The sequence below is a fragment of the Xanthomonas sp. WHRI 6108 genome, from assembly GCF_040202385.2.
GTDB classification, from domain to species: Bacteria; Pseudomonadota; Gammaproteobacteria; order Xanthomonadales; family Xanthomonadaceae; genus Xanthomonas; species Xanthomonas arboricola.
This window is the reverse complement of sequence record NZ_CP168198.1, coordinates 3612973-3626579: the sequence shown is the minus strand read 5'-3', so window position 1 is coordinate 3626579 and position 13607 is coordinate 3612973. Positions and strand designations below refer to the sequence as shown.

Here is a 13607-nt window from a genome sequence, read left to right as displayed (position 1 = left end):
ACATCGCATCGCTGGTTTGTCTGTCGGTGTCGCCAAGCGGTTGCTAGCGCTGTCGCACCACCGTTGCGCGAGGCTGCGCAATGGAGCGACTGGCGCACCCGGGTCCCTGGGGAGAGACCTGGCGTGCTTGGCGGCGGATCCGGGTCGGGAGCCCGGGTCCGCCTTTTTTTTGCGTGGCATCGGCTGCATGGCGTTGCCGGTCTGCGCAATGCCGGCAAGCAGCGCCCACCTGCTGCGCTGACTCGGTCTGGCCCGGCGCTACCGAGCGGTGGTCAGGCCAGCGGGATGCGTACCGAAAAGCAGGTGCCGCCGCCCGGGCGTGGGCGCACATCCACTTCGCAGCCCAGGGTCTCGGCGGTGCGGTGCACGATCCACAGGCCGATGCCCAGCCCGTCGCTGCGCGGGTCGGCCTGGCGGAAGGCCTGGAACACCTGTTCGGGGTGGTCCAGGTTCAGGCCGATGCCGCTGTCGATGATTTCCACCACCGCGTGGCCGGGGCGACGCCGGACGCCGACCAGCACGCGTCCGCGTTCGGTGTACTTGACCGCGTTGCCGATCAGATTGCCGAGCAAGGTGGTCAGCAGCGTGGGATGGCTGCGCACGCGTAGCGAGGTGGGCACGTGGCGCAAGGCCAGGCACTTGTCGATCGCCGGTTGCCGCCACACACCCAGCACCGAATGCAGCACATCTTCCAGCGCCAGCGGTTGCAGATCCGGCGTGGCGGTCTCGCTGGCGGCCGCCAGGGTGGCCAGCTCGTCGAGGTTGCGCGCCACCAGATTGATCGCATCGCGCGCGGTGACCAGGGTCGGCACCGAATCGACATTGGCATGCCGGCGCATCTTGTCGATGGCGTAGGCGGCGGTGCGCAGCGGGGTCTTCAGGTCGTGCCCGGCGATGGCCATCAGGCGACTGCGGTAGCGGTCGGATTCTTCGGCCACCTGCAGCGCGCGGCGCAGTTCCAGCTGTGCCATGGTCTGGCGTGCGAGTGCGCGCAGCGCATCGACCTGTTCGGCACTGAGCTGGCGCGGCTGGCGGTCGAGCACGCAAACCGTGCCCAGCGGCAGACCTTCGCTGGTCTTGAGCACGGCGCCGGCATAGAAATGCAACGGCGCCTCGCCGGTCACCAACGGATTGCGCGAGAAGCGCACATCCTCGCGGGTGTCCGGCACCACCAGCACGTCGCTGTCGAGCAGCGCATGCGCGCACATCGACTTGAACAGCGGCGTCTCGCGCTCGCCCATGCCGAGTTCGCTCTTGAACCACTGCCGCTCGGCATCCACCAGGCTGATCAGCGCGATCGGCGTCTGGCAGATGATCGAGGCCAGCCTGGTGATGTCCTCGAAGGCGGCCTCGCGCGGCGTGTCGAGAATGCCGTAACTGCGCAGCGCCTGAAGGCGCAATGCCTCGCTCGGCGGCTTGGCAGCACAGGGAAGGGGCTCGGCCGCTGGGTCGGACAGGACGGTGCTCATGCGCGCGCAGGTGGATGGATGACGTATAAGCATAGGGCATGCCAGGGCCTGCCATGTGCGCGCTGTCACGTCCACTGCTGGAACTGTGACTACCGACCTCGACAACGGCCGTGCATCGACCCTTCAGGACTTCGTCTGTACTCGCGTCTGCGCGCCTGCAGGGTGCCTGATCGGCAGATTCCGCCACTGCTCAGCCTGGCGGGCAAGGCGGCCGTTGCCGACGGGTGCGACATGCGGTCGCGCACCGGCCGCCACCATCGCCCCTGCGGCATGCGGCGGCTTACACTCGCGCAATGCCTTCGCTCCGCCGCCACCCTTGCCTGCACTTGCTCGCCTGTCTGGCGGTGCTGCTGATGCTGGTGGCGCCGCTGATCAGCCGTTGGAGCCAGACGCAGTCGCCCGAGCCGATGTGCATGAGCGGGCCGGCGCTGGACGCGGGCGGGTCGCTGCATGCGGACCATCAGGCCCTGCCGGCGCAGACGGCCGCGCACCATCACGCCGCCGCTGCATCGCCCGCCAAGCCGCACACCGGCCAACACACAGGCGCGCATGGTGAAGCCTGCGATTACTGCGTGCTGGCCGCGCGTTTGCTGCCGTGGCTGGCCTTGCTGGTGCTGTGCCTGCTGCAAGCGCGGCCGGCGCCGGCACCGGCGCACAGGCAGGCGCGCGCAACATCGACGGTGCGCTGGGCCGCACTCGGGGCACGTGGGCCGCCGCTGCACGCGTGAGTCTGGCCCCATCGCGGGCGTCCGCTGCGTTGTAGCGATTGCGTGCCCGATCTTCCGGCGCGCCCGCACGCAGTTGCATGGACGACCCGCTCTCCTGAAGTGATGCCTGTGCCCGCCGTGCTGCCGCGGCGCACGGCGGTGTTGCCGTGCCGGCACGGCGAAGGGTTGGTCATGCGGTTGCGATTATTGAAAACGCTGTGGTACGCGCCATCGTTGGCGCTGGTGTGGGGGCCTGCCTGCACTGTGCAGGCGCAGGATGCGGCATTGACCCTGGGCAAGGTGCAGGTGAGCGCGCAGACCCAGCGCAGCCCGAGCACGGCACGCGTGCTGAGTTCGGTGGATGTGATCGGTGGCGAGCTGCTGCACGATCAGCACGTGGACTACAGCTGGGAGCTGTTGATGCGTGCGCCGGGCGTGCAGGTCACCCAGTTCCGCATGGGCACCGATGCGGGGCGGTTCTCGTTCCGTGGTTTCAATGGCGAGGGGCGCATCAACGCAGTGAAGCTGCTGATCGACGGCATCCCCAGCAACGACAATGCCGGCGGCATGCCATATCTGGATGCGGTGTTTGCGCAGGACATCAGCGCGATCGAGATCGTGCGCGGCACCAACGATGCACGCTATGGTCTGCATGCGATCGCCGGCAGCGTGGATGTGCTGACCCGTACCGGCGGCAACGATGGCCGCCTGAGCGTGACGGCGGGCAGTTTCGGTGCGCGCGAGGTGCAGTTGGGCAAGGGCTTCGAACATGGCGCGTGGAGCCAGAACTATGTGCTGGCCTGGCGCGATTCCGATGGTTATCGCGAGCATGCCGACGCGCGCAAACGCAGCGTTGCCGGCAAGTGGTTCTATACCGACCCCGATGGCGGCTTCCGTGCCGGGCTCACCACGCGTTACTACGACAATCACGCGCTGGAAGCCGGTTATCTGGATGCGGCCAGCGCACGCGCGGCGCCACGCAGTTCGCCGGCGTATGCGCAGGACGATCGCAGCGAACGCCAGCTGCGGCAGACCGCGTTGCACGCGGACGGCACGCTGGGCGCCGCTGCGCAGTGGAGCGCCAAGGCCTACCAGAACGATTACCGCAATCGGCGCTGGGTACGCTTTTCCGCAGCCGGCCTGCAGCAGGAACGCGATACCGACGAGATCCATCGCGGCCTGCTGTTGCGCGGCAACTGGCAGCCGGATTGGGGCGCGCTGGCGGCCAATCTGGAAGCCGGCGTGGATGCGCAGTGGCAGGACAATCAGTCGCAGCGCTACCGCACCGTGGCACGGGTGCGCGGCGCGCAATTGCGCGATTGGGATTACGACCTGCGCACGCGCGGGGCCTACGTACAGGCGGTGCTGACCCCGGTCGAGCGGCTGCAGCTGGTGCCGGGCTATCGTATCGACCGTGTCGATGGGCAACTGCACGATGTGCGTGCCGGCATTTACGCACCGACGTACGACTACGGCACCATCAAGCAGCCCAAGTTCAGTGCCAGCTACCGGCTGGCCGGGCAGAGCAGCGTGTACGCGAACTGGGGGCGCAGCTTCCAGATCGGCAGCGGCGATGGCGCGTACCGGCGCCAGCCGGCAAATCTTGGCCCGTCGATCAACGACGGCTGGGAGGCCGGGTTCAAGTTCGCGCCATCGGCGCTGATGGACGGCCGCCTGGCGTATTGGGAGCAACGCGCCTCCGGCGAAGTCGCCACGATCCTGGGCGTCAGTGGCGTGGCCGGTGTCGGCGATGTGGCCAACGTGGGGCGCACGCTGCGGCGCGGCTGGGATGCGCAACTGAACCTGCAGCCGGCCGAGCACTGGCGGGCCTGGATGTCGTACTCGCGGCAGAAGGCCAGCATCGCCACGCCGGACCCGAGTGCGCCGGCCACGCGCGGCAAGGAGATCGAAAACGTGCCGCACTGGCTGGCCACCGCCGGGCTGGAATGGCAGCTCACTGCGGCCGTGCAGCTGAGCGCCTGGGGTAATGCGCAAGGCGATTATTATCTGGAGCGCAGCAATACGCTGGGGCGCACCGGTGGTTACGCCCTGCTCAATCTGGGCGCGCGCTGGAATCTGGACGCACGCAACGCGCTCAGCCTGCAGCTGCGCAATGTCACCGATCGCGCGTACGTGTATGCGTGGTACGACACCGGTAGTTCCGGCTATTCGCCGGGCGATGGACGTGCGTTGTCGCTGTCCTGGGACTGGAGCTTCTGATGCGCGCAATTATGGGCGATGGCCGCGTCACCGATCCGCGCCGCGACGGCCGCTGGCGCTTTTATCGCGCGGTGTGGCGCTGGCACTTCTATGCCGGGTTGCTGGTGCTGCCCTTCATCGTCTGCCTGGCGCTGACCGGTGCGGCGTTCCTGTACCAGGATGCGATCGACCGCAGCGTGCACCATGGCTTGAAGGTCGTGCCCGTGGGCGAGCGGCGGGTGTCTGCGCAACGCCTGGTCGATGCGGCGCAGCGCAGGTATGGCGGCAGCTTGTTTCGCTACACCACGTCCGCACGCGCCGATGCCAGTGCCGAGATCGGGCTGGTCGACACGCACGGTGTGCGGCAGGTGGTGTATGTCGACCCGTATCGCGCACGCGTGCTCGGCGCGCTGCCCGAGCACGGCACCCTGGCCTGGACGATTCGCCGGCTGCACAGTCTCGAGTTGATCGGGCCGTTTGCGCGCGGCTTGATCGAAATGGCGGCGGGCTGGGCGATCGTGCTGGTGCTGACCGGTGTGTATCTGTGGTGGCCGCGTGGGCGCCGCGGCGGGGTGGTCAGCGTGCGCGGCACGCCGGGGCAGCGGCTGTTCTGGCGCGATCTGCATGCGGTCACCGGTGCCGGCGTCGGTGCGGTATTGCTGTTCCTGGCGCTGACCGGGATGCCGTGGTCGTGGCTGTGGGGCGCGCAGGTCAATCGCTGGGTCAATGGGCAGGACTTCGGATATCCGGCCGGTGTGCGAGTGCAGCAGCCGATGTCGCAACAGCGTTTGTCCGAGACGACCGATCCGGCATGGTCGTTGCGGCAGGCGCAGGTGCCGGAGTCTGTGGTGCCTGGGCGGGGAACCGCGGGGGTGGATGAGGGGCTGCATGACGGGCGGGTGGGTGTGACGCTGTCGGGTGCGGAACATTCAGAACATTCAGAACATTCAGAACATTCGGAACACGCGGAACACGCGGAACACGCGGAACACGCGGAACACGCGGAACACGCGGAACACGCGGAACAGCCAAGCCCGTCAGAACATGCAATGCAGTCGGAACATGCCGCGCACGGCGGCACCGGCAACGTCGCTGCGCCCGGTCACGGTGCCATCGGGCTGGATGCGGCGATGGCGCGGTTCGATGCGCTCGGCATCGTGCCGGGCTATAGCGTCTCGCCACCGCGTGGCGCCACCGGGGTGTATACCGCCTCGGTCTATCCGGCCGACCTGCAGCGCCAGCGCGTGATCCATCTGGATCAGTACAGCGGCGCGGTGCTGCTGGACATGCGCTATCGCGATTACGGGCCAGTGGGACGCGCGCTGGAGTGGGGCATCAATGTGCATCTGGGCCAGCAATACGGCACTGCCAATCAGGTGATCCTGTTGCTGGCCTGCGCGGCGATCGTGCTGCTGTGCGTGAGCGCGGCGGTGATGTGGTGGAAACGTCGCCCGGTCGGTGGCCTGGGCGTGCCGCCGTTGCCGGCCGATCCGCGCACGCTGCGCGGTCTGCTGGCGCTGCTGGTGATCTGCGGGCTGATCTTCCCGCTGGTCGGGGTGTCGTTGTTGCTGATGTGGCTGTTCGACCGCTACTGGATGCAGCGCAGTCAGGCACGTGTTCCCGCGGCATGAGTACGTGCGCGTCACCTCAATGCGCTGCGGACGCGCCGAGTCAGGGATGCGCTCGGCGGTGTGCCCACCGGCAAACTCGACGCGTAGTGGTGCAGGACCGCTTCGTAACGAGCGCGCGCCGCGCTCAGATGTCCTCGTGGATGCCGCATTCGCGCTTCAACCCGAAGAAGCGCGTGTCCTCCTCGCGCATGCCCGGCTCCCAGCGGCGTGTGGTGTGGAAGTCGCCGATGGACACGTAGCCTTGTTCCCATAGCGGGTGATACGGCAGGTCGTGCGCCTGCAGGTATTGCCACACGTCGCGGTCGGTCCAGTCGGCGATCGGGCTGACCTTGTAGCGTTCGCCGCGCTTCTGCACGATCGGCGTCTGTGCACGGCCGCCGGACTGGCTGCGGCGCAGGCCGGTGAACCAGGTGCCTACATTGAGTTCGTCCAATGCGCGGCGCATCGGCTCGACCTTGCGCAGGTTGTTGTACTGGTCGATGCCGACCATGCCCTGTTCCCACAGGCGGCCGTGGCGCGCTTCCATCCAGGCGCGGCTGACCAGCGGGCGGTACACCTTGAGGTTGAGCTTGAGCCGGTCGGCCAGTGCGTCGGCAAACCGATAGGTTTCCGGGAACAGGTAACCGGTATCGATCAGGATCACCGGAATGTCCGGGCGCTGTTGGGTGAGCAGGTGCAGCGTGACCGCCGACTGCGCGCCGAAGCTGGATGACAGTGCCGCCTCCTGCGGGCCGTATTGCAGTGCCCAGGCCACGCGCTCGTCGGCGCGCAGGCCTTCCAGTTGCGCGTTGAGCGCGTCCAGGTCGTCCAGCGCGGACGCAGTGATCGATGCAGCGGGCAGCGCGGTCATGCGAGCAATTCCAGGTCGAGGTGACGGTGTGTGGGGTAGGGCGGCAGCGCGATCAGGCCGCTGCGATGCAGGAAATCGCCGAAGCCTTCGTCGCCGGCCTGATCGCGTTCGGCCGCATAGCGCGCCAGCAACGGTTCCAGTGCGGCGAGAATGTCCGCTTCGGTGATGTTTTCGCGGTACAGCGTGTTCAGGCGTTGGCCGCGGCGGTCGCCGCCCAGCATCAGGTTGTAGCGGCCGGGCGCCTTGCCGACCAGCGCGATCTCGGCCAGATACGGGCGCGAGCAGCCATTCGGGCAGCCGGACAGGCGCAGCACGATCGGGGTGTCGGCCAGCCCGTGTTGCTCCAGCACCGGCTGCAGGGCCGCGCTGAAGTCGGGCAGGTAGCGTTCGGCCTCGGCCATCGCCAGCCCGCAGGTCGGCAGCGACACGCAGGCCATTGCGCCGCGTGCCAGCGCGGTGGGCGCGCGATTGCCGGCATCCAGGCCGTACTGCGCGACCAGGGCATCGACGCGCGCGCGCTCGCTGGCCAGCACGCCGGCGATGACGAGGTTCTGGTTGGGCGTCATGCGGAACTGGCCGACGTTCAATTGCGCAATCGCGCGCAGGCCGCTTAGATGCGCAGCGGTGTCGGTATCGGCGATGCGCCCGGCAGGCAGGGCCAGGGTCAGATGCGACAGACCATCGTCGCCCTCGACCCAGCCGTAGCGGTCGCCGTTGTGCTCGAACGCGAACTGCCGGGCGGGTTGCAGCGCAAAGCCGGCACGGCGTTCGATCTCGGCCACGATGGTGTCCAGCCCGTGATCGTCGATGGTGTACTTGAAGCGCGCGCGCTTGCGCACCGCACGATTGCCGAAGTCGCGCTGGGTGGTGACCACGGCGGTGGCCACCTCCAGCAACTGATCGCGGGTGACGAACCCGACGACATTGGCCACGCGCGGCCAGGTTTCCGCATCGCCATGGCTGGCGCCCATGCCGCCGCCGATGCTGACGTTGTAGCCGAGCAACTCGCCGTCGCGCAGGATCGCGATGAAGCCCAGGTCGTTGGCGAACACGTCCACATCGTTTAGCGGCGGCGCGGCGAAACCGATCTTGAACTTGCGCGGCAGATAACGGTCACCGTAGATCGGCTCTTCTTCGTTGCCGGAGCCGGACACGCGCTCTTCGTCCAGCCAGATCTCGTAATACGCACGGGTGTTGGGCAACAGGTGCTCGGACACCCGCGCGGCATCGGCATACAGCGTGGCATGCGCCTGCGACAGCAGCGGATTGGCCGCGACCTGCACGTTGCGATTGACATCGCCACAGGCGGCCAGCGTATCGATCAAGGTGGCATTGATCGCCTGCATGGTCGCCTTGAGTTCGCGCTTGATCACGCCGTGGAACTGGAACGCCTGGCGCGTGGTGATGCGCAGCGAATGATTGGCGTACCGCGTGGCGATGCCATCCAGTGCCAGCCACTGCGTGGGCGAGATCACCCCGCCCGGCGTACGGGTGCGGATCATGAACTGGTACGCCGGTTCGAGCTTCTGCCGACGCCGTTCATCGCGAATGTCGCGATCGTCCTGCTGGTAGCTGCCGTGGTACTTGATCAGGGTCTGATCGTCCTCACGCAACGCACCGGTCACCGCATCGGCCAGGCTCTGTTCCAGCGACCCGCGCAGACGGCGACTTTCGGATTTGATGTCTTCGACGGAGTGGCTCATGACGGGATTCGGCATTCGTGATTGGGGATTGGCAAAAACAAACAAGCAGCAGCACGACAACAACCAGACCCGGGGAACCCGCAGTTACGAATCCCCAATCCCCAATCCCGATTCCCGGCACTAATAGACATCACGCGCATACCGCCCCTCCACCTGCAGCTGGGTGAGATACGCCGCGGCGGCTTCTGCATCCACGGCGCCGTGGGTGGCGACGATGTCGAGCAGGGCGGCGTGCACGTCCTTGCCCATGCCGATGGCGCCGCACACGTACAGATGCGCACCGCCCTGCAGCCAGGCGTAGACCTCGGCGCCGCGCGCGCGCAGGCGATGCTGTACGTAGATCTTTTCGGCCTGGTCACGCGAGAACGCGACTTCCAGCGCGTGCAGTTCGCCGCGCTGCAAGGCCTGTTGCCATTCGGCCTGATACAGGAAATCGGTATTGAAATGCTGGGCGCCGAAGAACAGCCAGTTGCGGCCCCTGGCGCCGGTTTCGGCGCGCTCCTGCACGAATCCGCGGAACGGCGCCACGCCGGTGCCCGGGCCGATCATCAGGATGTCGCGGTCGGTATCGGCCGGCAGCCGGAAGCGCGCGTTCGGCTCGATGTAGACCGGTGCAGTATCGCCTTCGCGCAGTGCGGCCAGAAAGCCGCTGGCCGAGCCCAGGTGCGCATGCCCATGCGCCTGGTAGGTGAGTTCGTCCACCACCAGGTGCACTTCCTCGCCCACGCGCTTGCGGCTGGAGGCGATCGAGTACAGGCGCGGGGTGAGCGGACGCAGCGCGGCCAGCAGGCCGGCATGGTCCCAATCCGCCGGCCAGCGTCGCAGCACGTCGATCAGTTGGTGATCGGCAAGCAAAGACGCCAGGCCGGCGGTCTGGGTCGGGGCGAGCAGCGCTTGCAGCTCGTCGGCGCGCGCACGCTCGGCATGTGCGGCCAGCAGCGGCCGCGACAGCTTGGTCAGTTCGCGCCGGGTGGCCAGCCACTCGTGCAGGGCCAGAGTCTCTTCGCCGACGGTGACCGCGGCATGACCATCCAGGCGCAGCGTCTCCAGCACCGCATCCACCAGCGCCGGCGGATTGCGATGGCGGATGCCCAGCGCATCGCCGGGCTCGTAGCTCAGCCCGCTGCCTTCCAGCGAAAATTCCAGATGGCGCACGCGCTTGCTCGGCAAGGCGTAGACGCGGAACTGCGGGCCCTTGAAGTCGCGCCCGCTGACGATCTGGTTGGCCAGCAATTCCGCAGGGAAGGGCTGCTGATGCGACCACACCGGTGCGGCTGCACTGCTGCGCAACGGCGTGATGGTGGCCGATGGCGGGCCGCTCCTGAGCTGCTCGCGTGCATGCTTGAGCGCCTGCGTGCGCCAGGGCGCAGCGACACTGTCGATATCCAGATCGGCTTCGCCGCGTGGCTGCACGCGGCTGCCGCCAAGTTCGGCCAGGCGATCGTCGATGCGGCGTGCGATGCCGCAGAAATCCGCGTAACTGGAGTCGCCCAGGCCAAGCACCGCGTACTTGAGCTCGGGCAGCTTGGGCGCGCGGCGGCTGGCCAGGAATTCCACCAGCCCGATCGCATCGTCCGGCGGGTCGCCTTCGCCCTGGGTGCTGATGACCACGTAGAGCAACCGCTCGCTGGCCAGTTCGCGGGTGGGGTACTGGTCGGCACGCAACAGACGCACGCTCAGTCCGGCGGCCTCGGCCTCTGTCGCCAGCTGCTCGGCCTCCCGGCGTGCATTGCCGGTCTGGCTGCCGTACAGCACGGTCAGGCGCTGGCTTTCCTGCGCCGGCGCGTGCGGCTGGCCGCCCGGCAACACCGCCAGCGAGCGCGGCGGCTGGCCTTGTGCCAGCCCGGCGGTGTAGCCCGACAGCCACCACAGCGATGCGGCATCCAGGCCGTCGACCAACCGTTCCAGCAGCGCCTTGCGCTCGTCGGGCAAGGGGCTGGGCGGTAGCGCGGAACTGGCGGCGGTCATTCGGATCCAGGGCGGTTGATGAGACCAGTGATGTTAGGGAAGCGTTGCCGCGGCCAGAAAGGATGAGCCGTTATCGCGTTATGCCGGCCGCTTATTTGGGTGTGGGCGGCCCGCGCCACACACTGCGGCGCCTTGCCCTACCATCGGCTGGTCTGCCCGCCGACGCCCACGACACCCTGATGACTCTGCTGCCCCTGTCACACCTGGATCGGCTCGAGGCCGAAAGCATCCACATCCTGCGCGAGGTCGCCGCCGAATTCCGGGCCCCGGTGATGCTGTATTCGGTGGGCAAGGACAGCTCGGTGCTGCTGCATCTGCTGCTCAAGGCGTTCGCGCCGTCGCCGCCACCGATCCCGCTGCTGCATGTGGACACGCGCTGGAAGTTCGGCGAGATGATCGCCTTCCGCGACCGCCGCGCGGCCGAGACCGGCGTGGACCTGCGCGTGCACATCAACCCCGACGGCATCGCCCAGGACGTCGGCCCGATCAGCCACGGGGCGGCGGTGCATACCGATATCATGAAGACCCAGGGCCTGAAGCAGGCGCTGGAGCAGGGCGGCTTCGACGCGGCGATCGGCGGGGCGCGCCGCGACGAGGAGAAATCGCGCGCCAAGGAGCGCGTGTTCTCGTTCCGCAACGCGCGTCATCGCTGGGACCCCAAGAACCAGCGCCCGGAATTGTGGAATCTGTACAACGCGCGCACCAAACCCGGCGAAAGCGTGCGCGTGTTTCCGCTGTCCAACTGGACCGAGCTGGATATCTGGCTGTACATCTACCGCGAACGGATACCGGTGGTGCCGCTGTATTTCGCCGCGCCGCGCCCGGTGGTGCAGCGCGACGGTGCCTGGATCATGGTCGACGACCACCGCCTGCCATTGCACGACGGCGAGACGCCGCAACTGCGCTCGGTGCGCTTCCGCACGCTGGGCTGCTATCCGCTCACCGGCGCGATCGAATCGACTGCAGACACGCTGGAAGCGGTGATCGCCGAAATGCTGGTCAGCACCAGCTCCGAACGCCAGGGCCGCATGATCGATCATGCGCCAGGCGCGTCGATGGAGCAGAAGAAGCTTGAGGGGTATTTCTGATGGGCCGGGAATCGGGATTCGGGATTGGGGATTCGCAACAGCGGTTCGCCGTGGACGGAACGGAGGAAGCAGCTGCCTTTGCCAATCCCCAATCCCCACTCCCCAATCCCGGCGCCATCAGCGCCTACCTGCATCAACACGAAGCCAAGCCGCTGTTGCGCTTCATCACCTGCGGCAGCGTCGACGATGGCAAGAGCACCTTGATCGGGCGCCTGCTGTACGACAGCAAGCGCCTGTTCGACGATCAGCTTGCCGCGCTGGAGAGCGATAGCCGGCGGCATGGCACGCAGGGCGAGGGCATCGACTATGCATTGTTGATGGATGGGCTGGCCGCCGAGCGCGAGCAGGGCATCACCATTGATGTGGCGTACCGCTATTTCGATACCGACCAGCGCAAGTTCATCGTCGCCGATTGCCCCGGCCATGAGCAGTACACGCGCAACATGGCCACCGGCGCATCCACTGCCGATGTCGCGGTGGTGCTGGTGGACGCGCGCAAGGGTTTGCTGGCGCAGACGCGCCGGCACAGTTACATCGTGTCGTTGCTGGGCATCGGCCACGTGGTGCTGGCGGTCAACAAGATGGACCTGGTGGACTACGACGCGCAGGTCTTCGCCGATATCGCCGAGGGCTACCGCGCGCTGGCCGCGCAGTTGGGCATCGCCGATGTGCAATGCATTCCGCTGTCGGCACTGGCTGGCGAAAATCTGTCCAGCCCATCGGCGCGGATGCCGTGGTACCGCGGCCCGCATCTGCTGCAGCATCTCGACACCGTGCACGTGGAGACGCCGGAAGCCGGCAGCGGCTTCCGCTTGCCGGTGCAGTGGGTCAATCGCCCCCATCAGCACTTCCGTGGCTACGCCGGCACCATCGCGGCCGGGCAGGTGCGGGTGGGCGATGCCGTGGTGGTGGTGCCGTCCGGGCGCCGCACGCAGGTGGCATCGGTGCTGGATGCCAATGGCGAGGTGGACAGCGCACGCGCCGGCCAGGCGGTCACGCTGACCTTGCGCGAGGAGATCGATATCAGCCGCGGCGACATCATTGCCGCCGTCGACGATCCGCCGGAAGTGGCCGACCAGTTCGCCGCGCATCTGCTGTGGATGGACGATGCGGCCTTGCTGCCGGGGCGCCCGTACTGGCTGAAGATCGGCACGCGCACGGTTACCGCGAGCATCAGCGAGATCAAGCACAAGGTCGATGTGAACACACAGGAGCGGCTGGCCGCCAAGCGGCTGGAGCTCAATGAGGTGGGCTACTGCAATCTGGCGCTGGACGAGCCGATCGCGTTCTCGCCGTACGCACGCAACCGCGTGCTGGGCGGTTTCATCCTGATCGACCGGCAGAGCAATGCCACCGTGGCCGCCGGCACGCTGGAGTTTGCGCTACGCCGCGCTGGCAACGTGCACTGGCAGCATCTGGACGTGGACCGCGCCGCGCGCGCGCGCATCAAGGGCCAGACCCCGCGCGTGCTGTGGTTCACCGGCCTGTCGGGCGCGGGCAAGTCCACGGTCGCCAACCTGGTCGACAAGCGCCTGCATGCGCTGGGCTATCACACCTTCATCCTGGACGGCGACAACGTGCGCCACGGGCTCAACCGCGACCTGGGCTTCACCGACGAAGACCGCGTGGAGAACATCCGCCGCGTGGCCGAGGTAGCGCGGCTGATGGCCGATGCCGGCCTGATCGTGCTGGTGAGCTTCATCTCGCCGTTCCGCGCCGAGCGGCAGCTGGCGCGCGAGCGCTTCGATGCCGGGGAGTTCGTCGAGGTGTTCGTGGACGTGCCGCTGGCGGTCGCCGAGGCGCGCGATGTGAAGGGGCTGTACCGCAAGGCGCGGGCCGGGCAGATTCCCAATTTCACCGGCATCGATTCGCCCTACGAGGCGCCGGAGGCGTCGGAGGTCCATCTTCACGCCGATGGTGAGAACGTAGAGGCGCTGGCGCGTCATGTGCTCGAGTTTCTCGGGCTGGAACGCTGAGCGGGGCTGACAGGAC

Annotated in this window: 9 protein-coding genes; 5 read left to right on the top strand and 4 right to left on the bottom strand. The window is 67.5% G+C overall.

All coding sequences use genetic code 11. The annotated features are described in order from the left end of the window. Positions 1-272: 272 nt before the first annotated feature. The gene (locus ABQ039_RS15230; RefSeq protein WP_349777960.1) at positions 273-1469 is read right to left on the bottom strand and encodes a GAF domain-containing sensor histidine kinase; all 1197 of its coding nucleotides are present in this window, start codon (positions 1467-1469) and stop codon (positions 273-275) included. Positions 1470-1762: 293 nt separating this feature from the next. Between ABQ039_RS15230 and ABQ039_RS15225 the strand changes: the two genes are divergently transcribed. The 3 genes from ABQ039_RS15225 to ABQ039_RS15215 all read left to right on the top strand — a co-directional run bounded on the left by ABQ039_RS15225 (position 1763) and on the right by ABQ039_RS15215 (position 6006). Further along, positions 1763-2197, top strand: coding sequence for a DUF2946 family protein (locus tag ABQ039_RS15225; RefSeq protein ID WP_349777961.1), 435 nt, complete (start codon positions 1763-1765; stop codon positions 2195-2197). A gap of 195 nt (positions 2198-2392) precedes the next feature. Further along, on the top strand, positions 2393-4396 hold the full coding sequence (locus ABQ039_RS15220) for a TonB-dependent receptor (RefSeq protein WP_349778087.1): 2004 nt from the start codon (positions 2393-2395) through the stop codon (positions 4394-4396). Continuing rightward, positions 4396-6006 (top strand): PepSY domain-containing protein, encoded by a 1611-nt coding sequence (locus ABQ039_RS15215; protein WP_349777962.1) that lies wholly within the window; start codon positions 4396-4398, stop codon positions 6004-6006. Before ABQ039_RS15220 ends, ABQ039_RS15215 begins: the two co-directional genes overlap by 1 nt. A 124-nt stretch (positions 6007-6130) precedes the next feature. On the opposite strand, the gene ABQ039_RS15210 is transcribed toward ABQ039_RS15215, so the two are convergent. The 3 genes from ABQ039_RS15210 to ABQ039_RS15200 form a co-directional block, all read right to left on the bottom strand. After that, positions 6131-6856 carry a phosphoadenylyl-sulfate reductase gene (locus ABQ039_RS15210; protein ID WP_065050325.1) on the bottom strand — a complete coding sequence of 242 codons (726 nt, stop codon included), beginning with the start codon at positions 6854-6856 and terminating at the stop codon, positions 6131-6133. Then, on the bottom strand, positions 6853-8559 hold the full coding sequence (cysI, locus tag ABQ039_RS15205; RefSeq protein ID WP_039519314.1) for an assimilatory sulfite reductase (NADPH) hemoprotein subunit: 1707 nt from the start codon (positions 8557-8559) through the stop codon (positions 6853-6855). The genes ABQ039_RS15210 and cysI overlap by 4 nt, the downstream gene beginning before the upstream one ends. Before the next feature lie 120 nt (positions 8560-8679). Beyond that, positions 8680-10527 (bottom strand): assimilatory sulfite reductase (NADPH) flavoprotein subunit, encoded by a 1848-nt coding sequence (locus ABQ039_RS15200; protein ID WP_349777963.1) that lies wholly within the window; start codon positions 10525-10527, stop codon positions 8680-8682. A 179-nt stretch (positions 10528-10706) separates the two neighbouring features. Between ABQ039_RS15200 and cysD the strand changes: the two genes are divergently transcribed. Together cysD and cysN are read left to right on the top strand one after the other, a co-directional pair. Further along, positions 10707-11615 (top strand): sulfate adenylyltransferase subunit CysD, encoded by a 909-nt coding sequence (gene cysD, locus ABQ039_RS15195; protein ID WP_167709535.1) that lies wholly within the window; start codon positions 10707-10709, stop codon positions 11613-11615. Then, complete coding sequence (gene cysN, locus ABQ039_RS15190; RefSeq protein ID WP_349777964.1) at positions 11615-13591, top strand: sulfate adenylyltransferase subunit CysN; 1977 nt, start codon at positions 11615-11617, stop codon at positions 13589-13591. The genes cysD and cysN overlap by 1 nt, the downstream gene beginning before the upstream one ends. Positions 13592-13607: the final 16 nt, after the last annotated feature.